Annotated in this window: 24 protein-coding genes; 10 read left to right on the top strand and 14 right to left on the bottom strand. The window is 37.7% G+C overall.

Annotation, left to right across the window (positions count from 1 at the left end):
* Window position 1 precedes the first annotated feature (1 nt).
* From C9J34_RS14550 to C9J34_RS14560, 3 genes are all read left to right on the top strand, one after another.
* On the top strand, window positions 2-733 hold the full coding sequence (locus tag C9J34_RS14550; RefSeq protein WP_107840900.1) for a LytR/AlgR family response regulator transcription factor: 732 nt from the start codon (window positions 2-4) through the stop codon (window positions 731-733).
* Window positions 734-858: 125 nt separating this feature from the next.
* Window positions 859-2,661 (top strand): carbon starvation CstA family protein, encoded by a 1,803-nt coding sequence (locus tag C9J34_RS14555; RefSeq protein WP_107840901.1) that lies wholly within the window; start codon window positions 859-861, stop codon window positions 2,659-2,661.
* Window positions 2,662-2,775: 114 nt separating this feature from the next.
* Window positions 2,776-3,099: a YuiB family protein gene (locus C9J34_RS14560; RefSeq protein WP_107840902.1), complete on the top strand. Its 324-nt coding sequence runs from the start codon at window positions 2,776-2,778 to the stop codon at window positions 3,097-3,099.
* A gap of 44 nt (window positions 3,100-3,143) precedes the next feature.
* On the opposite strand, the gene C9J34_RS14565 is transcribed toward C9J34_RS14560, so the two are convergent.
* Window positions 3,144-3,617, bottom strand: a complete 474-nt coding sequence (locus tag C9J34_RS14565) for a divergent PAP2 family protein (RefSeq protein WP_107840903.1) — start codon at window positions 3,615-3,617, stop codon at window positions 3,144-3,146.
* Between the two features lie 293 nt (window positions 3,618-3,910).
* On the opposite strand from C9J34_RS14565, the gene C9J34_RS14570 reads away from it, so the two are divergent.
* Together C9J34_RS14570 and C9J34_RS22010 are read left to right on the top strand one after the other, a co-directional pair.
* A complete protein-coding gene (locus C9J34_RS14570) occupies window positions 3,911-5,410 on the top strand; it encodes a leucyl aminopeptidase (protein WP_107840904.1) in 1,500 nt (499 codons plus the stop codon).
* 349 nt (window positions 5,411-5,759) lie between these two features.
* Complete coding sequence (locus C9J34_RS22010) at window positions 5,760-5,921, top strand: hypothetical protein (RefSeq protein ID WP_193769022.1); 162 nt, start codon at window positions 5,760-5,762, stop codon at window positions 5,919-5,921.
* Window positions 5,922-6,031: 110 nt separating this feature from the next.
* Here the strand turns inward: C9J34_RS22010 and mnhG are convergent, their stop codons facing one another.
* From mnhG to C9J34_RS14605, 7 genes are read right to left on the bottom strand one after another with little or no spacing between them, the layout of a single operon-like run.
* Window positions 6,032-6,403 carry a monovalent cation/H(+) antiporter subunit G gene (mnhG, locus tag C9J34_RS14575; RefSeq protein ID WP_107840905.1) on the bottom strand — a complete coding sequence of 124 codons (372 nt, stop codon included), beginning with the start codon at window positions 6,401-6,403 and terminating at the stop codon, window positions 6,032-6,034.
* Window positions 6,387-6,668 (bottom strand): Na(+)/H(+) antiporter subunit F1, encoded by a 282-nt coding sequence (locus C9J34_RS14580; protein WP_107840906.1) that lies wholly within the window; start codon window positions 6,666-6,668, stop codon window positions 6,387-6,389. Before C9J34_RS14580 ends, mnhG begins: the two co-directional genes overlap by 17 nt.
* A complete protein-coding gene (locus C9J34_RS14585) occupies window positions 6,665-7,144 on the bottom strand; it encodes a Na+/H+ antiporter subunit E (RefSeq protein WP_107840907.1) in 480 nt (159 codons plus the stop codon). The genes C9J34_RS14580 and C9J34_RS14585 overlap by 4 nt, the downstream gene beginning before the upstream one ends.
* Window positions 7,144-8,634, bottom strand: coding sequence for a Na+/H+ antiporter subunit D (locus C9J34_RS14590; protein ID WP_107840908.1), 1,491 nt, complete (start codon window positions 8,632-8,634; stop codon window positions 7,144-7,146). The genes C9J34_RS14585 and C9J34_RS14590 overlap by 1 nt, the downstream gene beginning before the upstream one ends.
* Window positions 8,627-8,968 carry a Na(+)/H(+) antiporter subunit C gene (locus C9J34_RS14595; RefSeq protein ID WP_107840909.1) on the bottom strand — a complete coding sequence of 114 codons (342 nt, stop codon included), beginning with the start codon at window positions 8,966-8,968 and terminating at the stop codon, window positions 8,627-8,629. The genes C9J34_RS14590 and C9J34_RS14595 overlap by 8 nt, the downstream gene beginning before the upstream one ends.
* A complete protein-coding gene (locus C9J34_RS14600; RefSeq protein ID WP_107840928.1) occupies window positions 8,968-9,390 on the bottom strand; it encodes a Na(+)/H(+) antiporter subunit B in 423 nt (140 codons plus the stop codon). Before C9J34_RS14600 ends, C9J34_RS14595 begins: the two co-directional genes overlap by 1 nt.
* 1 nt (window position 9,391) lies before the next feature.
* The gene (locus C9J34_RS14605; protein WP_107840910.1) at window positions 9,392-11,827 is read right to left on the bottom strand and encodes a Na+/H+ antiporter subunit A; all 2,436 of its coding nucleotides are present in this window, start codon (window positions 11,825-11,827) and stop codon (window positions 9,392-9,394) included.
* Between the two features lie 171 nt (window positions 11,828-11,998).
* Between C9J34_RS14605 and C9J34_RS14610 the strand changes: the two genes are divergently transcribed.
* Window positions 11,999-12,562 (top strand): DUF5366 family protein, encoded by a 564-nt coding sequence (locus C9J34_RS14610; protein WP_107840911.1) that lies wholly within the window; start codon window positions 11,999-12,001, stop codon window positions 12,560-12,562.
* A gap of 42 nt (window positions 12,563-12,604) precedes the next feature.
* Here the strand turns inward: C9J34_RS14610 and C9J34_RS14615 are convergent, their stop codons facing one another.
* The gene (locus C9J34_RS14615; protein WP_107840912.1) at window positions 12,605-14,458 is read right to left on the bottom strand and encodes a transglycosylase domain-containing protein; all 1,854 of its coding nucleotides are present in this window, start codon (window positions 14,456-14,458) and stop codon (window positions 12,605-12,607) included.
* Between the two features lie 134 nt (window positions 14,459-14,592).
* On the bottom strand, window positions 14,593-15,810 hold the full coding sequence (locus C9J34_RS14620; RefSeq protein WP_107840913.1) for an MFS transporter: 1,218 nt from the start codon (window positions 15,808-15,810) through the stop codon (window positions 14,593-14,595).
* A 216-nt stretch (window positions 15,811-16,026) separates the two neighbouring features.
* Here C9J34_RS14620 and C9J34_RS14625 point away from each other — a divergent pair, with 216 nt between their 5' ends.
* Together C9J34_RS14625 and C9J34_RS14630 are read left to right on the top strand one after the other, a co-directional pair.
* Window positions 16,027-16,614, top strand: coding sequence for a peptidylprolyl isomerase (locus C9J34_RS14625; protein WP_107840914.1), 588 nt, complete (start codon window positions 16,027-16,029; stop codon window positions 16,612-16,614).
* Window positions 16,615-16,637: 23 nt separating this feature from the next.
* Entirely contained in the window at window positions 16,638-16,862 is a 225-nt protein-coding gene (locus tag C9J34_RS14630) for a hypothetical protein (protein ID WP_107840915.1), read from the top strand.
* 178 nt (window positions 16,863-17,040) lie between these two features.
* On the opposite strand, the gene C9J34_RS14635 is transcribed toward C9J34_RS14630, so the two are convergent.
* The 4 genes from C9J34_RS14635 to C9J34_RS14650 all read right to left on the bottom strand — a co-directional run bounded on the left by C9J34_RS14635 (window position 17,041) and on the right by C9J34_RS14650 (window position 20,875).
* Window positions 17,041-17,460, bottom strand: coding sequence for a hypothetical protein (locus C9J34_RS14635; protein ID WP_107840916.1), 420 nt, complete (start codon window positions 17,458-17,460; stop codon window positions 17,041-17,043).
* A gap of 230 nt (window positions 17,461-17,690) precedes the next feature.
* Entirely contained in the window at window positions 17,691-18,866 is a 1,176-nt protein-coding gene (locus C9J34_RS14640) for a MalY/PatB family protein (RefSeq protein WP_107840917.1), read from the bottom strand.
* Between the two features lie 167 nt (window positions 18,867-19,033).
* Entirely contained in the window at window positions 19,034-20,239 is a 1,206-nt protein-coding gene (locus C9J34_RS14645; RefSeq protein ID WP_476638799.1) for a tyrosine-type recombinase/integrase, read from the bottom strand.
* Between the two features lie 54 nt (window positions 20,240-20,293).
* Window positions 20,294-20,875 carry a helix-turn-helix domain-containing protein gene (locus tag C9J34_RS14650; RefSeq protein ID WP_107840919.1) on the bottom strand — a complete coding sequence of 194 codons (582 nt, stop codon included), beginning with the start codon at window positions 20,873-20,875 and terminating at the stop codon, window positions 20,294-20,296.
* 168 nt (window positions 20,876-21,043) lie between these two features.
* Here C9J34_RS14650 and C9J34_RS14655 point away from each other — a divergent pair, with 168 nt between their 5' ends.
* Entirely contained in the window at window positions 21,044-21,268 is a 225-nt protein-coding gene (locus tag C9J34_RS14655; protein ID WP_107840920.1) for a helix-turn-helix transcriptional regulator, read from the top strand.
* Between the two features lie 2 nt (window positions 21,269-21,270).
* Window positions 21,271-21,540: a hypothetical protein gene (locus C9J34_RS14660; RefSeq protein ID WP_107840921.1), complete on the top strand. Its 270-nt coding sequence runs from the start codon at window positions 21,271-21,273 to the stop codon at window positions 21,538-21,540.
* Window positions 21,541-21,570: the final 30 nt, after the last annotated feature.

Consider the following 21,570-nt stretch of genomic DNA (forward strand, 5'->3'; position numbering starts at 1 on the left):
AATGTATAAAGTATTCATTATTGATGACGAACCTTTAGCACGTGATGAATTGAAATATTTATTATCGCAATTTTCTGAAATAGAAATATTAGGAGAGTCAGAGGATTTACAGCAAATACTAGTAGATAATTTAATAGATGAAATTGATTGCTTATTTTTAGATATTGAGCTTTCTAATCAAAATGGAATCGAGTTAGCTAAAGAGTTGCTACAGCGCGAAGAAAAACCGTTAATCGTCTTTGCTACCGCATATGATGATTATGCAATCGATGCTTTTAATATGAACGCATTTGATTATATTTTAAAGCCTTTTGAAAAGCAGCGAATTGAACAAACCATTGTTAAATTAATGACGATGACGAAAAAAAGCGAGCGCAAGGAACCAGCCGTAAAAGAAAAAATAAAGCAGATGGGCAAAATTGCTGTTTCCAATGAAGATCGAGTGGCCTTGATTAAATTACAGGACGTCTTGTATTTCACATCAGAGGAAAGCAAAACGAAAGCGATTACAGAAAATAAAAGCTATAGTAGTGCGGAATCATTAATCACGTTGGAAAAAAAGCTAGGTCCTAATTTTATACGTGTCCATCGTGCATTTTTAATAAATTTAGAGCATTTGCAGGAACTTGAATCATGGGGAACTTCCAAATACAATGTGATTTTACAAGGAGGACATGTTGTGCCTGTAAGCCGCATGTATGTGAAGGAAATTCGAAAAATATTTGAGATGTAGTATGCATTTTAACAGCGGATTTTGACACTTTAACAGATTATTCAGACATTTTAATGTGATTTTATCCCAAATGCTTATCTTTTTGCTACGCTTGTAAAAAGAATAAAAGGGGGATGAAGTTCAGTATGAATGCGATTTCAATCGTTATAGGGGCAATCTGTATTTTAGTTATAGCGTATCGTCTTTATGGCTATTTCTTTACAAAGAAAGTGTTGAAAATTAATGAGGATGAGCCTACACCAGCACATAAATTAAATGATGGGCAAGACTATGTACCCACCAACAAATGGGTGGCATTTGGGCACCATTTTGCGGCGATTGCTGCGGCGGGGCCGTTAGTAGGCCCCATTTTAGCAGCACAATTTGGTTATTTGCCGGGGCTTTTATGGTTATTAATCGGGGCAGTAATAGGGGGTGCTGTACACGATGCTGTCGTGTTATTTGCCTCAATGCGTCGTGGCGGTAAGTCATTATCAGAGGTAATGAAAGAGGAGCTTGGGCCTGTTGCAGGCTTTTGTACAGGGCTTGCAATGCTCTTCATTATTACCATTACGATGGCAGGCTTATCAATGGTTGTGCTTGGGGCACTTGAGCGCAATCCTTGGGGTACATTTGCGGTAGCGATTACAGTACCGATTGCAATGCTTGTCGGAATTGCCTATAAAAAAACAGGCAATTTGCTTTTGACATCAACAATAGGCTTTCTTTTGCTAATGATTGGCGTATTTATAGGGCCGAGCTTACAGGGCACATGGCTTGGTGATTTATTGACATTAGAGCGTCAAACATTAGCACTGATTTTACCGATTTATGCGTTCTTTGCAGCAGCATTGCCTGTATGGCTATTGCTTGCACCGCGTGATTATTTAAGTAGCTTTATGAAAATTGGTGTATTTATTGCGTTAATTATCGGTGTATTTATCGTGAATCCAGCCATTCAATTCCCAGCAATTATACCTGATTTCTTAGGAGGCGGAGGGCCTGTTGTCGCAGGTCCAGTATGGCCGTTTGTTTCCATTACAATTGCCTGTGGTGCAATTTCAGGCTTCCATGCATTTGTTGGTTCTGGCACGACACCGAAAATGATTGATAAGTGGGAAGATATTCGCGTTGTCGGCTTTGGTGCTATGCTCGTTGAGTGTTTAGTCGGCATTATGGCATTAATTGCTGCAACAGCTTTACATCCAGGAGATTATTTCGCAATCAATTCATCGCCAGCTGTATTTGCAACGCTTGGTATGGATACAGTGAATTTAGCAATGCTAGCAGAGCAAATTGGCATGGATCTAGAAGGACGTACAGGTGGTGCTGTAACATTAGCCGTTGGTATGACATATATTTTCACAGGTGTGCAATGGTTCTCCCATCTATCGTCTTATTTTTACCAATTCGTTATTATGTTTGAAGCGGTCTTTATTTTAACGGCAATTGATGCGGGTACACGTGTTGCACGTTACTTAATTCAAGATTTCGTAGGCGAAGCTTATAAGCCATTAAAGAAAACCGATTGGCTACCAGGCAATATTTTTGCCTCGGCACTAGCCTGTTTTATGTGGGGCTACCTTCTATACTCTGGAGACATTAGCTCTATTTGGGCATTATTCGGTGTATCGAATCAGCTAATGGCATCGATCGGTTTAGTATGTGGAGCAACAATTATTTTGAAAATGGCTGATAAGCGCATTTACGTTTTAACCTGTATGATACCGCTAGTATATTTATATGTTACGGTAAACGTCGCCGCTTATTGGATGGTTAAAAATGTCTATTGGAATTCGGCAGCAGGTGGCTATAGTGTATTAAATGGTATTCTGTCCATTGTTATGGTGATTTTAGGATTCATCATTGTTGTGACAGCAGTACGTAAATGGAAGGATTTATGGAATAGCCCGCGCTTCGTTAAAGGGAAAGCAATTGATGCCATGTAATCGTGAACAAGCTGTGTCAAAATGGACACGGCTTTTTGCTGTAAAAGTACTTAACATTGAAAGCTTTTCTTGAATCATGTAAACTTGATGGAGAGAATATCGGAGGTTTACATAATGACAGTTTCAATTCCAGAAGTAATTATTTCGACACTATTGTTTTTAGTGATGTTTTTCGGCATCGGCTTTTTATTAAATATGCTGCTACGTATGACATGGTTAATGGCAGTAGTGTATCCAATTGTTGTTATCTTTATTGTGGATGAGGTCAGCTTTTTAGACTATATTTTTAAACCAGGCACAGCATTTCCTGCATTAGTAGATAGGTTTTTATCATTGCAGCTAGCGGATATTATCATTTTATCAGGTGGTTTTGCTGGGGCAATTATTGCAGGGATTGTGATGATTTTATTACGTAAAAATGGCTATCGGATGTTTTAATGAAAAAGCTGGCGAGAAATCTTTCGCCAGCTTTTAAAATTGGTTTAAAGAAACTGATAAACAACAATGCTCAAAATAATACCAGATAAGGCACCGATGGCTACCTCGCTTTTTTTATGACCAAGCAATGTTTTTAAATCCTCGATTTTTTGTTCTTCATTCAATTCAGGCCAACGCTTGATTTCACGAAAAAAATGCTGTAAATCATGGCGAATTTCATTTAACGCGGCTGCGTGTCGCCCAGCTTGAAAGCGGACGTGGCTCGCATCATACATCACAATGCCTGCTAGCATAGCTGCTACGGCAAAAATAGGTGAAGCAAAGCCTGTTTCGAAGCCGACAGCGGTTGCGATACTTGCTACGGCAGCCGAGTGTGAGCTTGGCATTCCACCAGTTGATGTGAGCAAGCTCCAATCGACTTTTTTCGTCGCCAAAAAATAAATCGGGACTTTTAAAAATTGTGCCAGTAAAATAGCAAAAATGCCGATTATAAGAGGGGTGTTTTGTAAAAGCTCCATCGTTCACCGTACCTTTCCATTTGTTGAATAGCTATAAGTAAAGTATAGCATTTCTCCTACATGAATGGACAGTAATCCTAAAGCGAAGCGACAATGTTTACTGTACGGAAAGCATTATGATATTGCTAAATTTTTGAAGACAGCCCGTATAGTATATGTTGTGGTAATTTTAAATTAATTTCTGCTAATTAGCCAAGTTATCATGGATAAATATTAAAAAAGCAAATATTTCGTTATTCGAATAATTATGATATTGTATAATAGAGTAATTAAATAATTGGAGGGTGTATACAATGAATATCGCAAAACAATCGACAACATTAGAGCAAGTGGCAACAGACGTATTAATCGTAGGTGTGCAAAAACATCGTGAGCAAATGAGTAATTGGTCTGCCTTGCCGACAGCTTTTGGTGAGCAGATTAATGAATGGGTAAATAATGGAGAAATTTCTTCTGAAGCGAAAGCGATTACAAAGCTACCAATCGCAGGGAAATCGGTAAAGCATATTTTATTTGTTGGGTTAGGTGAAGGAAAAAGCTTAACGGCAGAAGTATTGCGTAATGCATTCGGTTTAGTTGGAAAACAATTGAAAGCGTCAAAAAAGACTGCTTATACAATTTGGCTTGAGTCATTCGTAACTGAAAATCTAACAGAAGAAGAAGTGGCATTTTTGGCAGGTGAAGGGATTGGCTTAGGTTTCTATAAAGTAAATCACTACAAAACAACATCAAATGAAGCGGATACATATTTAGAGGATGTTCATTTTGTAGGAGCTAGCTCAGCTGAGGAAGTAGCTGCAAATTATGAAGTAGGGCATATTTATGCAGAGGCAACAAACGAAGCACGTACATTGGTGAATACCCCACCAAACTTATTAACAGCGACTGATTTAGCAGACTATGCAGAGGCGCTTGGTAAACAATATGGTTTCGAAGTAGAAATTTTAAATAAAGCACAAATGGAAGAGCTAGGTATGGGCGCAATTTTAAGCGTTAATAAAGGCTCTGTGCAAGAGCCACGCATGATTACATTGAAGTACAAGGCGACAGAAAATTGGGAAGATGTTGTGAGCTTTGTCGGAAAAGGTGTAACATACGATACGGGAGGCTATTCACTAAAGCCGCGCGATAGCATGATCGGTATGAAAGGTGATATGGGTGGTGCAGCAGCCGTTTTAGGTGCTATGAAAATTATTGGTGAAACACGCCCAAATAAAAATGTTATGGCTGTCATTGGTTCGACAGATAATATGGTTTCAGGCGAAGCGTTAAAGCCGGATGATGTCATTACAACATTAAGTGGTAAAACAGTAGAAGTATTTAATACAGATGCAGAAGGACGCCTTGTTTTAGCGGATGCAGTAACATATGCGAAGCAACAAGGAGCGAATTACTTAATTGATGTTGCTACTTTAACAGGTGGTGTCATTGTCGCATTAGGTACGGATAAAACAGGTGCATTAACGAACAACGAAGCATTTTTCGAACAATTTATGGAAGCTACAGTGGATACAAATGAATTTGTATGGCGCTTCCCGCTTACAGAAAATGATAAAAAACGCATTCGTAACTCTGAATTCGCAGATTTAAACAACTCGCCTGGTCGCGATGGCCATATGATTTTCGGTGGTGGCTTTATCGGAGAATTTGCTGAAGATACACCTTGGATTCATTTAGATATCGCAGGAACATCTGATGCAAGCGCAGTGCACGACCTTGGACCAAAAGGCGGTACAGGCGTAATGGTACGTACTTTAGCAAGCTTTATTGAGCAATTAGCTGAGGAAGAGTAAGTTGTATTAGAAAGATAAAAATCGATTTACATCAAGCATCTTGGTGTAAATCGATTTTTTTATGAGTTTATCTTTTTTTATGAAAATGAAGCGACAGCGATGAGATGTCAGTAATCTTGTCGCAAATAAGGTGTTGAAAATAACTTTTTAAAACGATGTGCTTCTGCGGTGGTCGCGCAAAGCGCCACCATCCTCGGCGCAAAGGAGCGAGCTCAAAATAAATTTTCAGAACCTTTGCTCCTGCGATTACTCGTCGCAGAATGAAGTATTTGAAAATAGCTTTTCAAATATTTCATTTGTCACCATTTTCTAAGCTTTTGTCATATAGTAGAGCAAAGGAGGGGTTTTTATGTTTCCGTGGTTTACATTTGGTGCGCCTTTTTTAGGTGGTTTTCTTGGGGGATTTTTAGGTAATCAATTTTATCCCCCACGTTATCCATACTATCCACCATACCGACCGTATCCACCATACCCACCACATCGACGTGGTGGGTATGGACCGTATCGTTAGGTCAAAAGTAATGATTCGCTCATTAAAGGGATGAATTCGCACGCAAGAAGCTCGAATTCGCACGCAAAGCGAAGGAGCATGAAATCAACTGTCGATTTCATGCTCTTTTTTCAATCTTGTACGTTTTGTTCTTTTTTCATGCGCTCAATTTCTGGCTTTAAATCATCGCGCACAGTGCCTGACCATGGTTTGACACCAGCAATATAGGAAGAGCGGCTCATAATATGTCCGCCAACAGGGCCTGTCATAAAAATGAACAAAATTCCTAATAGTATGCGCGGATTGAAGTGGTCTTCAATGAGCCAAAAATGAAGAAATACTCCGATTAAAACGCTCATGACACCTAATGTTGCACTTTTGGAAGCGGCATGTGCCCGCGTGTATAAATCAGGTAATCGGAACAAGCCAATTGCAGCGACTGCAATAAAAATAACACCAACTGAGATAAAGAGAACAACTAAAATATTAGCGAGAACTGTCACGTTCAATAATGTCTCCTTTCTCAATAAATTTAGAAAAGGCTACAGTACCAATAAATGACAAAATAGCAAGTAATAAAATAATTTCTAAATAAAAGCTTGTTTCCACCATAATCGAAAACATCCCGATTAAAGCAATAAGGGAAACACCTATTGAGTCTAGCGCAACAACACGATCAGAAGGGTTTGGTCCTTTAATTAGACGATAAATAACTAAAATCATCGATAGCATGACAATCACGATCGAACCCCAAATAAAATAGGTCATGTACGGCTCACCTCCAAAATCGCTTTTTCAAAGGAATTGCGAATTGAGTCAATCGTTTCATCGACATCCTTTGCATCAATTGCGTGAATATATAAGCTTTTCGCATCATCTGATACGTGGACAACAACAGTGCCTGGCGTTAATGTAATTAAGCTAGATAACAGTGTAATTTCCCATTCCTCTGTTAAAGTCGTATCGTATTTGAAAAATGCAGGATGCATATCAAGCTTAGGTTTTAATACAACGCGTAATACAGCAACATTAGCTAATAAGAGTTCCTTGAAAAATAGAAGTGTCAATTTAACAAAGGCCCAAATCCGTCCAATATATAGGCGGCCATTGAAAAAACGACGCATTAAAAGAATAGCTGCTAGTCCGAGTAAATAGCCAATAATAAAGCCGCTAGCTGTAAAATTATCACCGAGGAACATCCATAATAGGGCAAGTGAAAAATTCAATAATATTTGAAATGCCATTAAGGTTGCGCTCCTTTCATGACCGCATCAACATAAATAGAAGGATCTGTTAGTACACGTGCAGCACCGTCCATAAATGGTGTTATCCATTCTGCTCCAACACCGTAAGCGATTGAAAGAATGACTAAAATCACGGTAGGGTAGTACAGTTGCTTATACGTTTTCTGGTGAATTTGCACGGTCTGCCCTTCCTCTCCCCAAAAGGCGTAAAGGAAAATGCGAATAACAGATAATAAAACGATTAAGCTAGATGCTAAAATGAAAATGCTGCTCCACGTATTCCCAGCAGCAAAGCCACCTTGTACAATTAATAATTTCCCGACAAAGCCGCTTAGAGGCGGGATGCCAGCTAACCCAAAAGCCGCAATTAAATAAAACCAGCCAAGTGAAGGGTACTTCTTCATTAAGCCGCCCATTTTGCGTAAATCGCTTGTACCAGTAATATAAATAATGATGCCGACAAGCATAAAGAGCGCTGCCTTAATAAGCATATCGTGTATTAAATAAAACATTGCGCCTTCTAAAGCAGCAAAATTCATTTGTGCTACGCCGAATAAAATAACACCAACGGCAATAACGATATTATAAATAATAATTTGCTTCACATCAAAATGCGCTAAAGCACCGATACAGCCTGCAACGATTGTTAATACAGCAAAGACTAATAACAATTGATGTGTAAAGGCGATATCGTGTACGAAAAATAGCGTATATGTACGCATAATGGCGTAGACTCCAACCTTTGTTAATAGTGCACCAAACAGGGCTAAGACTGGGATTGGTGGCGCTGAATAAGAGCTAGGTAGCCAGAAGTACAGCGGGAAAATAGCCGCCTTCAAGCCAAACACCATTAAAAATAGCACAGCAATTGTTGTAATAATACCTGGTTGATTAATTTCTGCAATTTTTACAGAAATATCTGCCATGCTCAATGTACCAATAACGGAATACAAATAAGCAACTGTGATAACGAACAGTGCAGAAGAAATAATATTGACTAAAAGATATTGGATGGATTCACGGAGCTGCTTTTTCTCTCCACCAAGTACAATAAGCAAATAGGAGGACATTAATAATACTTCGAAAAATACGAACATATTAAAAATATCACCTGTTGTGAAGGCACCGTTGATACCTGTTAAGATAAACATAATGCCAGGGTAATAAAAGAAATGCTCACGTGCTTTACCAATAGAGCCGAAGCTATACCAAGTAATAAAAAATGTTAACAATAACGATGTGAAGACAAGCAATGTTGAAACACCGTCAGCTACCATTGTAATTCCATATGGCACAGGCCAATTGCCAAATGTAACGGATTGAATGCCTTCAAGCTGAACTTTTAGCATGACGAAAAAGGCACAAATTGTTGCAGCCCCTAATGAAATAAGTGAAACTGTCCGTTGAACATAAATATTTTTCTGGAAAAAGATAAGTAGCATTCCAGTGACAAACGTAATTAATATCGGAAATAGAAGGAAATTAATCATCTGTAGCACTTCCTTTCATCGCCGTTGTATCATCTGTTTGCAGCTCTTGATATGCCCGGTAGGCAAGCACTAAAATAAATGCTGTTACCCCAAAGGCAATAACAATCGCTGTTAAAATAAGCGCCTGTGGTATTGGGTCAGCAAAATCTGTGACACCTTCCGCTAAAACAGGTGGGGCGCTACCGCCAAGACCACCCATCGTTAAAATCAGTAAATGTGCACCGTGACTGAGTAAACCTGTACCAATAATAATGCGCAGTAAGCTACGCGACAAAATTAAATAAATCGCAGCCATAAATAAAAAGCCGCATACAAAAGCCATAATAATTTCCATTATTCATCCTCCCCAATCGTTTGAATAATGGTCATCGTGACACCAACAACAACCAAAAATACGCCTAAATCAAATAATGCAGCTGTATGCAAAGATGTTTTACCGAACAGTGGCAAATCAAAGTAATCAAAATAATGCGTGAAAAAAGGTTTGCCATCGAAAATTGGGTAGGCGGCAGTAGCTACAGCTATAATGAGCCCTGTTGCTGTCATATACATATAATTGATTGGCAAAATTTTGCGCACTGTTTTTAAATCAAACGCAATCACAAGTAGGACGATGGCACTGGATGTTAATAAGCCACCAACGAACCCCCCACCTGGTGTATAATGCCCTGCAAAGAAAATATGGATGGAGAAGAAGAAAATAATGAAAAAGACGATTTTTGCTGTAAATTGCAAAATAAGATCATTCGTTTTCAATTTATTCGTTTTCATTCGACTTCTCCTTTCTGCTTAATCTGAGTTTAATCATTGCATAAATCCCCATACCTGCAAGACCGAGCACTGTTATTTCAAATAATGTATCGAAGCCACGGTAGTCTACTAAAATCACGTTGACGATATTTCCACCACCAGCTAATGAATAGACCGTATCCTTATAATATTGATTAATCGATTCTACTAGCTTTTGTGAATGAGCAGACAAAGCAAGCAATGTGACCATTGCACCGATACCGATTGAAACAACTAATCGTCTAAAGCGGAAAGGTGTATACTCCTGTACTTTACCTAGACGAGGTAGATGGTAAAAAACAAGTAAAAATAATGCAACCGAAATTGTTTCAATAACAAGCTGTGTTAAGGCTAAGTCAGGCGCATTAAACATAACGAAAAACAATGCGACTGTATAGCCAACTGCACCTAAGCCAACAATGGCGGTAATACGTGATCTTGCAACTAAGGTCGTTAATGTACCTAAGACGAGTACGATAATTAAAATTAATTGATATAATTCGATTGGCGCAGCACCATCAAACGATATTTTAAAGGCATCTTTGTAAAATAATGTGCCAATAACAATGAAACAAATGGCTGCAAACATATACATAAAGTAATGACGCATAGAGCCATGCATCATGCGCTTTGATAAACTTGTCATGCCACGATTCAATATGCCATCCATTATAAAATCATACAATGCATTTAAAGAAAACTTCGCTGGCTGTAAACGATACAGCTTTTGCCATTTTTCGAATGTTTTAAAAAGAATCAAACCAATAACGACAATACAAACCGTTAACCACAGTTCAGGTGCTGTCCAGCCATGCCATAGCTTTACTGTAATATCAACACTTGCTGGCGTAGAAGCTAAAAATGGGTCTTGATATAAAAACGGCTGAATCGCGAAAACAGCAGGTTTAATAAATAGCCATCCAACTACATTTGGAATGCAGAAAATAACGACAACAAGCGCCGCTAAAATCATCGGTGCAATCAACATGCCAATAGGTGCTTCGTGCGGCTTTTGCGGCAACTCACTTGCTTGTAGCTTTCCAGTAAATGTTTTAAAAACAAAATAAAAGCTATAAACAAATGTGAAGATGCTTGCAATCACTGCAACAATAAGAAGTAAAATACCCCATGTACTAAATTCAAATAATTCGAAATCTTTGAGTGTTAGCATCGCTGTTAAAAACATTTCCTTACTTAAAAAGCCATTAAATGGTGGTAAGCCAGCCATTGATAAACTACTGATTAAGGCAACCGAAAAGCTAAGAGGCATAATGCTCATTAATCCGCCAAGTTTTCTTATATCGCGTGTTCCCGTTTCATGATCAACAATACCAGCAATCATAAATAAACTGCCTTTAAATGTTGCATGGTTAATTAAGTGGAAAATGGCCGCGAATGCTGCATATTTAAATACTGTATTTGCTGCATCCTCTACATGAAAGGCAATTGCACTGGCACCTAATAACGCCATAATTAAGCCTAATTGACTGACGGTTGAAAAGGCTAAAATTCCCTTTAAATCACTTTGCTTCACTGCAAAAAATGAGCCCCAGAAAAGTGTCAACAGTCCAATGCCTGTTACAAGCCATATCCAAACTTCCGATACTGCAAAAATTGGCGTAAAGCGTGCCACTAAATAAATACCAGCCTTTACCATTGTTGCAGAGTGTAAATACGCGCTGACAGGTGTAGGTGCTTCCATCGCATCTGGTAGCCAAATATAAAATGGAAATTGCGCTGATTTTGTAAAGGCACCAAGCAAAATAAGAACAAGTGCTAGTACAAAGTATTCGTTATCCCAAAAATAGGGTGCTTGTGCAATTAACTCACGAATGGAATAAGTGCCTCCCATTTGCGCTAACAGCACAAAGCCTCCAAGCATAAACAAACCACCTGCTACTGTAATCATCATCGATTTTAAAGCACCAAAACGTGATTTATCTCGCTGGAACCAATAACCTATTAGTAAAAATGAAGAAATCGATGTTAGCTCCCAAAATAAATACAATGTAATCATGTGATCAGATTGGACAACACCAAGCATAGCTGTCATAAACATTAATAAGTAAATATAAAAATTATGTAGCTGCTCTTTCGTTTTATCTAAATAGAAAATGGAATAGAGTACAACAAGTGTGCCAATCCCTGTAATTAATAAAGAAAATAATAAGCTAAGTCCATCTAAATAAGAGATGAATGAAATATTTAAAGATGGAATCCAATTAAAAGAAGCAAGGGCTTCCTCTCCATCCATTACCCGGGAAATAAATGTTGCATAATAGCTAACAAGTAGAAGAGGTACAATCAGTACAAACCAACCTGTATGTATAGTGCGAGCACGACGGAATAATAATGGAATAAAGATAGCTGCCAATAAAGGAATAAAAATCGCTAAAACTTGCATCTATTAAAATCCTCCTTTCATAAACGTTGTAAAAATGCTAACAAAATTCATTATAACTGATTTTTTATGCAATTGCATGCGCTCTCAGGCATTTCTACTCTTGCAAGTGGACCTATTTGTTCGTTATTATAAATAGGAAAGAATGACGAAATTTGAGGGTAAAAAATTTTTATGAAAAATCCATATTTGTACGGTTATTTACCGTTGTTCACCATTTTATTATTTAGTTTGACATTCGGTATTTTTACCGTGACACAATCCATTGAATTTTTTAAATTGATTGGTGTTTATACAGGAATGCGTGAATTTTTATCCGATTTACAGCTACGAGTATTTTTATTAATTGTTTTTGCACTTATCTTTTTCATGATGTTTTCCGCATTTAAACTGATTGGTGAGACGATCCATGAGCTAGGTATGCTGTTTTTCTCAAGTGATAAAGTAGGGGAGACGATGAATGCGGCGCGCGGAGGCTATGTGATTTTCTTTTTCGGTGCATTGCTGTCTGCATTTGGCATCCAATCTTTTATGATATTGCTGGTTGTTTTTGTATTAACAGTCTTCATCTATTTTATTTATACGGTGTACAAGATGAGCAATTTTATGTCAATCGGTGGTATGGTAGGGTTAATCTTTTTTGAAATATTAGTTTGGGCATTATTTATCGTTTTAATCTTTTATGTTGTGATGAAGCTTTATAATGGTGTGCTAGCAAGTTTACCATTTGCAAACTAAAAAAGGGAGGGGGGCTGATATATTTCAGCACCTCTCCCTTTATCAATTCGTAATTTTATTAAAAATGGCAAAATGAATTTGGTAGCGTTCGATTGCTTCCATAGAGCGTGGTATATCATAGCCAATCCAAACAGCGGCTGTTTCCGTGTCTGTTAAGCCTGCTAGCCAAAAGTCTTTAAAATCATTTGTTGTGCCTGTTTTTGCCCCAATATAATTGGTTGTTGTATAAAGTCCAACACCTGTCCCACTTGTGACAACGTCTGTCAGTAACTGGCGCATGTAACGTACAGTCTTCGGTGACCAAATTAGAGTGCGTTCATTTGCCCATTTATAAAGAACATTTCCTTGTAAGTCTGTTACTTTGCGAATCGCATGTGCTTGAGCATATGAGCCATCGATAAAGCTTGTATACGCATCAGCCATTTCAAGTGTAGTCACACCATAGGTTAATCCACCAAGAGCCGTAGCATATATTCGATCTCTTTGATCTAGCGAACGGAAATTAAATTTTTCTAAATAAGAGAACGCTGTATCGATACCGACTGTATTATAAAGTCTTAAAGCACTCGTATTATAGCTGTAACGAAAAGCTGTCGATAAAGATACTTGACCGTAGATTCCGCCTCCATAGTTTTGAGGGCAGAAGTCTCCAATACAATAAGCACCACCACTTACAGTAGAGCTAGGTGATGTATCTGTTATTTCAAAATAGGGTGCATAAGCAATTAATGGTTTAAAAGCAGAGCCAGGCTGACGCGGTGCTTGATAAGCACGATGTAAATCGAATTTTTTGTAATTTTTCCCACCATAAATGCTTGTAATCTCTCGTGTATTATTGTCAATAATAACAGCACTCGCTTGTAGTTCTGATGATGATGATAAAATTTGATCGATTGCTTGCTCGTCATGTAGCTGCTTCGTCGGATTAAGTGCTGTATGTATGATGGCTCCTTGCTGGAATAGGGCTTGCACTTTGTCCTGAAGTTGCGCTTGTAGCTGTTCCTTCTCTTGTGTTGTCTTCGCATTCGCAATTAAAACATCTAAACCTTCATTTTGAGCAACTAACCACTTCAATTCTTGCAAGACGTATGTACTATACGCAGGATATGCTTGTATTTTTTGTTTAACATTTAGCTGAATAGGTACATTCTTCTGTGTTTCAGCCTCCGCCATTGTAAGGACATCATGATCAACTAAAATTTGCAGTAACCGTTCTTGACGAGCTTTTGTTTGTTCGAAATTTTTCAATGGGTCATATAATGACGGATTATTGGGAATTGCTGAGATAAAGGCGACTTCTGCTATTGATAGCTCATTTAAAGGTTTACTAAAATAATAAGTTGCTGCACTAGCGATACCATATACTTGATTGCTAAAATAAATTTCATTCAAGTACATATTTAAAATTTCTGTTTTGCTATAACGCTTTTCCAGCTCGTAAGAATAAAAGATTTCCATTAATTTTCGTTCATACGTTTTTTCCTCAGATAAATAGCGCATCCTTACTAATTGTTGTGTAATCGTGCTACCACCTTGTTGTACAGATTGCTCAGACGTATTCACAACAAGTGCACGCGTAATGGCACTTAAATCAAATCCAATGTGTTCGTAAAAATCGCTGTCCTCACTATAAATAAAAATATCCTTGACGATTTTGGGGATGCTCTCCAGCGATGTGGGCTGTCGCCATTCTACATATTCTTCACTGTATACATTGTTATTCTGGTCTAGCAATGTGATAGGTAGTGCAGAAGTGATATTCGGCAAGTCGATTGATTCTTTCATTTGATTTTCAAATGTTCTTGCTGCTTTGATCTCATAGGAAATTTCACCGCTTAAAAAAAATAAAAGGGGAAAGCAGCTAAAAATGATAAGAAAGCCAGAAAATTTTCTCATAAATTATGCCTCCAATAATGACTTATCATAGCATAATATGCAGTTTTCGGGAATGGCTAAACGAACTCTGTTAAACGTCTTGTTTTGTCTCATAAATGAAAAGTGTGCCTGATTTTTCAGACACACCCTCACGATTACGCATGCTCCTTTAGCATATCGTCCATATATTGCTTTGGTTTTTTCTGGATAAAGTATAAAATAATAAAAGCTACAAGGAATAGAGAGCCTGTTACGTAAAAGACAGCTGGAATATTAATTAATCCACTAACGATACCACCAAGTACAGGACCAATAATGTTTCCTAAAAATCGGAAGCTTTGACTATAGCCCATTACTTCACCTTGAATTGCGACGGGTGCATCACGGCGAATTAAGGCGGAAGTAATTGGGATTAAGCCACCTGCTACAATGCCAAATAGGAGGCGTAAAATAATTAATTGCCATAATGATGTAACAAATGCCTGTGGTACGACAAATACAACACAGCAAATTAGTAAGGCGATTAATACACGTTCATAGCCAATCTGGTCACTCAAATGACCCCAGAAGCGTGCAAATAATATATTGCCTAAACCTGCTGCACTAAATGCCACACCTGCAAGCATTGCAACATTTGCGGCAGATGTTAAATGTGTCACATATAAAGAAAGTAATGGCTGGATGCTAAAATTACCAATTTGAATTAAGCTTGTGACAATCATTACGCTGAACATAAGACGATGGTGGAAGATGGCCCATAAAACATTTTTGCGAGAATAAATCGCACTTTTTTTCTTTTTGATGATTTCAGGCTCATGAATGCCGAAAATAATAATGATACCTGAAAGAACGATGGCGGCTGCGGTAAATAAAAATGTATACGTAAAGCCAAAAGTATCCGCAAGTAAGCCACCGATTACAGGACCAAATAAAGTTCCTCCAACGCTGCCCATTTGCAACGTGCCCAGTGTTTTTCCTGCAATTTCTTTTGGCGTATGTCGACTAATAAATGCCATAGATGTCGGAATAAATCCTGTTACAATCCCCATAAACAAGCGCAGTACAAAAAACTGCCCAACATCTTGCACATAGCCCATTAAAAAGATGCTAATAGCAATGCCGAAGCAGTTAATAATCATAATAGGCTTGTAACCATATTTATCTGCAATGCGTCCCCAAATGGGCGACATTAAAAAGGCGGTAATAAAGGTTGCAGCAAAAATAAAGCCTGCCCACCTTTGCACATAGCTTTCAGAAAAATCACCGAGCGTATCAATGTATAGTGAAAGAAATGGCATAATCATGGTTGTGGATCCTGCAACGATAAAGTTTGCGATTAAAATAATAATAAAATTGTGTTTCCGATTTTTCATTGTGCGTCACATTCTTTCTAACTTAGTAGGTATACTCAGCAGAAGTTCGGGACATCTAGAAGTAAAAGGGGGATTTAGCTGAGAAAAGATATTGTTATACAGTATAACTTATTTCGTAACACGAAGGAAGTAACTTGATTGCGAAAAGGGGAAAAGTGAAAAGAAATATGGTAGAATGAAAAAGGTTTAATGATTAAAATTAAAGGAGAGACACTTATGTTTCCACAATTAACAACAGAGCTAAATGCAGGCGAAATTTTAGTAGAAATGAATACAACAATGGGTTCAATTAAAATTAAATTATTCCCAGAGCATGCACCAAAAACAGTTGAAAACTTTTTAGGTCATGCGAAATCAGGGTATTATAACGGCATCATTTTCCATCGTGTAATTACTGATTTTATGATCCAAGGCGGTGACCCAACTGGTACAGGTATGGGCGGCGAATCTATTTGGGGCGGTTCTTTCGAAGATGAATTCCACCATGATTTATTTAACTTCCGCGGTGCATTATCAATGGCAAATGCGGGACCAAATACAAATGGCTCACAATTCTTCATCGTGCAAATGCCACATATTCCAAGCGATATGATTCGTCAAATGGAGCAAGCAAGCTTCCCGAAAGAAGCGGTTGAATATTATGCTGAGCACGGTGGTACACCATGGTTAGACCATAAGCATACAGTGTTTGGACATGTTGTAGAAGGCATGGACATCGTTGATAAAATCGCTAACGTGAAAAAAGGTATGAACGATAAGCCAGTGGAAGATATTAAAATTGAATCAATTACAATTTTTGAATAATTAGCTGAAAGAAGTGTGAAAAAATGACTTCATTCATATTAAATTTGGGTTTTCTTTATTTCCCTGAGGATAAATCGACATACTTACCAGCGTTTATAGAAATACTTCTTTTGTTATTGCTATGCTTTTTTGTGCTCAAACTTATACGCAAATTTGCGAAAAAGCAAGAACTTGCGGCAAAGGAGCTTGAGGAGCGTGCATTAGCAGAGCGAGATGAACGCATGAAAAAAGAGCAGGAACAAAAATAGCCTCCACTTAATTCAGCAATGTTTTCTGTTGCGAAAGCAAAGCGACAGCAACAACATAGCGTCAGCTTTTTGTGAGGAATTTTTCGAGCTAGCTTGAAAAAATCTGGACGCAATTTACGCCTCGACGTAATGGATATAATAAAAAAGTGAAATCGCATCGTCGATTTCACTTTTTTGTTTACTTATACAATTCTTGATAGATAATGACCTTTAAAGCGAGTTGCTCCTCTGGTGTTAATTTTTCTTGGATTTCTTGAATAATTTCTTCTTGTGAAAGTGTGCCATTTTCTGCTTTGACGCGGATATCATTTAATGCAGTCACACCTACTTTTTGAATTAATACCTTTGTCGCTTCTTCCTTTGTTGTAAAAGGTAGTTCACTTAGGTCAGCCACTTTTGCCTCATCCATATAGCCTGCCAATGTCGCATTTTGTTCAACCGCATGCTTGACCGCTTCGATTTGCCCGCTATCTGCTAACTCTATTGTCACGGTCTCTGCTACTTTTTTAGAAATAAATTGCATACCGAAATGATAAACGCCATAACCTGCTAGCCCAAGCACGATAACTGTTATCAACAAAAATTTAATTACTCTCATGCAAAAATACCTCCATATCATTATATACGTTTTTTCACAACAGAAGTTTCTTTTTTTGCTACATGGTGAACTTTGCAACAAAACAGCAAACTCTTTCTTAGTTCAAAAGTAACGATTTGCCCAACGAACGAAGGAAATCGCCCAGCGAACAGCAAAATTCGCCCAATAAAACTAAAAAAGGCCGTCTGAAAAGACATTATCTTTTCGGACGACCTTCCTGTTTTTTTTATTTAGTTGGCAGCAAATGCCTTTTTAAAGCGGGCAACGCCATCTTCAACGACAGAGAATGGACATGCGACATTTATACGTAGGAAGCCTCGTCCTGCCTCACCATATTTTGTTCCTGGTTCTAAAGCGACTTTGCCAATCGTTAATAGACGATCCATCATTTCCTTTTCCGATAAGCCAGTTGCGCGGTAGTCAATCCACATTAAGTACGTACCATCAGGCTTAGCAACAGAAATACCATCTAGTGCATTTAATTCTTTCATGACATAATCCATATTCACTGATAAATAGTCAATCAACTCATCTAACCAAGCATCACCGTGTGTGTAAGCAGCTTGTACAGCGGCAGAAGCAAAGGCATTTAAATCCATTTTGCCATGTGCCATCGCATTTTGCTCTAATTGCTTGCGCAAATCTTTATTTGGTACAACCATCATAGCAGCTTGAATGCCAGCTAAGTTGAATGTTTTAGTAGGGGCAATACAAGAAATGATTTTTGCTTGTTCATTGCCTTCTACAGTTAATGTTGGGATGAATTTTGCCCCAGGTAAAATGACGTCGGCATGAATTTCATCCGCCAATAAATACACATCGTATTTAATACATAGTGCAACGAGCTCTTCTAACTGTGCTCGGCTCCAGACAACGCCTGCTGGATTATGAGGATTACATAGTATGTAGAGCTTAACCCCTTGTTTAAATAGCTCTTCTAGCTTTGCAAAATCGTAAGTATAAGAACCATTTACTTCAACTAAATCACAACATACCAGCTCGCGACCTTGATTTTTAGTAACGCTTGAAAATGGCGGATAAACAGGTGTTGAAATAGCTACTTTATCATTTGGCTCTGTGAATGTTTCGATAATACTGGCGATTGCTGGCACAACACCATGATGGAATAAAATTGCTTCTGGCTCAATTGTCCATTGATGGCGGCGCTCATACCAGCTTACAACTGCTGCTTTACAGCCATTGCAAACATAGGAATAACCAAATACGGGATGCTTTAAGCGTTCTTCAATTGCTTCAATTACTTCTTTAGGCGCAGCAAAATCCATGTCAGCAATCCACATTGGTAAAATATCGCTTGCATCTTCAATATTAAAAATTTGCTCCATACGATCCCATTTATAAGAACGGGATTTACGACGATCTACGATTTCGTTGAAAATTGACATAAGTAATCACTCTTTCCTTTGTAATAATTAAGTGTATTCTCGCAGCATGTGAGAAGCTTTTCTAAAATGAACTTTCTCGTTGATTTTAGTTTCACTTTATTATATGGTAACATACGTAGTCTATAAAGAGGCAGTAGAATGTTGATTTATAGGCGTTACAGGGGCTTTTAAAATGAATCAGCCCCACTTTTAGCCCCAATCGCCTTTAATGTATCACTAAAAATAGCTACAGACTGCTCTTCTAATTCCTTCAATACATGCCCGTATATATCCATTACCATAGTAGGGGTATTCCCTAAACGTTCAGCAATTACTTTTACATTTTGCCCGTTATTTAATAGTATCGTGGCATGTGTGTGACGTAATGCATGCAACGAACATTTTGGCTGTTCCTCTGCATTAATCACACCTGCCTTAAGTTGGGCACGTTTAAAAGGGTACTGGCATTTCATTTCAGTAATCGGCTCGCCATCATCTGAAATAAATACATAACGCTCATCATGGTACTTCATGCCGTATTTAAGCATCGTTTTTTTACACCATATTTTATATTTCTTGAGCTGATCAATAACCACGCTATCAATTAAAATAGTTCGATAGCTATTTTTCGTTTTAGGCGTTCTCGTTCCTGTGTCGTCCCTTGTACGCTCAATTGTGATTGTATTATTTTTGAAGTCGATATTTTGCCACTGTAAGCCACACGCTTCACCGCGACGAATTCCAGTATAAGCAACCGTAAGTAAAAAACTATAATTTGTGATGGTATCCGTTTCTTTTGCTACTTGTAGCACCTTACTTAGTTCAGCAGGTGTTAAAAAATTTGCCTTAGCCTTAGATTCAATCACATCTTCATCCTTTATCACTACTTTAATAAACCGATTGCGTACTAAAATTTCTTCCTCGATTGCGGCATTAATAGCAATTTTAAAAACATTGTGTAACAACTTCACCGTTCCAGGCTTTAATTTCTTTTCTAATTCGTTAATATAACACTTTTGATAGGTTACACGATCCAGCTTATGAAGCTTGTAATGGCCTATCAAGGGCTTCATATGATTTTTAACGGCTAATGTCCGGTGTTTTATAGTGGTATCTTTCCACTTGTTTTTATTTATTTCTAGCCAAGTATCTAGCCATTGGGCGATAGTTAAGTTATCATGTTCTATATGTTTTGTTTCACCGCGCAGCGTGGCAGCCTTTACTTCCAGAAGGGCTTTCAACGCTGCCTTTTCTGTTTTAAAGCTGCTTTTCTTCTTTTCTCTCCGTACTCCAGCCGCATCATAAAATTTATGGCGGTACAGCCACAGCTTTTCACCTTTCGCATTGAAATAGTAGTATATTTCGGGTTCTTTTGCTGATTTATATAGTTTCACCTTGTCTATTCCCTTCATGCTTGGCGGCGTGTGTATAGGAATAGGTGAGTGTGATTAATCTAAATCGTCAAATATATTAATAAATCTATCATGTATGCACTTAGATAAAAATTCCTCAAGTTGTTCTTCTATATAGTCAATTACATAGACAGGAGCTTTTAAATTATCTAACTTCAATTGAAATATTTCTGAAATACGATTATTTGTGTCGATGATTTGTTTGAGTTCATTAAAATGTACAACAGTGTCTACTTCAAAATCAAAAACCAAAAGTTCACCCTCGTATTTAAGCATTAAGTTAATTAAAAATTTACTTTTAGCCTTTGAAACATAGTTCCAACCGTACCCTTCGGAAGGATCCTCAATGTGACTTTCTATTATCTTGTCAACTTTACAATCTATAGAAATGTCATTAAATGAAACCTTCACATTAACAAAGGTAAGTAAGTCACCAGCCGTACATTTAAGAAGCGTACACAATTGTGTTAGAGTGTCGAATTGAATACCTGAAACGTAATTATTATACAAGTTTGAAATGGTCGTCCTTGATAGTGTAGTTTGGTCTTTTACATTTTGTATATTTAAGCCTCGTTCAGCCATTAAAACCCTCAAATTACAATGGATAAAACCTGACATTTTCATACTCCCTTTCACAATGATTGTTTGAATTATATCATAATCGAATCAGAATAACCAATATGTTAATTAAAATTGATTGACTTTCTATCGAAAAAGCCTTATCATCAATTCACAAACTAATACAACCAATATATTGGTTAATCTGATTATAGAGGAGGTTTTGTTTTGGTTATTCAATTGAAATCACAAGGTGGCTTTAATCAAGAATTAATTAAACGAGGGTTTTCAAAACGGGGATTTGCACGTTCTATAGGTGTTTCAGAAGCAACTTTAATTCAAATTTCGAATGGAAAACAGTCACCTAGACCTGAAACAGCTAAGAAAATCTGTAGTGCTTTAGATGTAGAATTTGATTCAATTTTTGAAATTACCAATACAAGAGGTGATTAATCATGTTACCAGCAAACATTGAAGTAAACCTTGATAAGCAAGCCATTCGGCAATATATCGAAAAGCGACTTGATGAAGAGGTGCGTGAAGTGTTGTGGCTTATTGACTTAGAAAAGATGTCAGAACTCACAACGATGTCACCACGCTTCTTAGAAAGTGAAATTGTGTGTGATGTCCGCATGAGGGCCATTGAAGTTAAAAAGAAGCGCAAACGTTGGTGGCCATATCGAGCCGCTTTTGAAGTGATTAGTGAAATTACGAGTGAATGGTGAAAATACACAGCTTGGCGGCGTGTACATGGG

Origin of the sequence: Metasolibacillus meyeri, assembly GCF_003049505.1 — a bacterium.
Classification (GTDB): Bacteria; Bacillota; Bacilli; order Bacillales_A; family Planococcaceae; genus Metasolibacillus; species Metasolibacillus meyeri.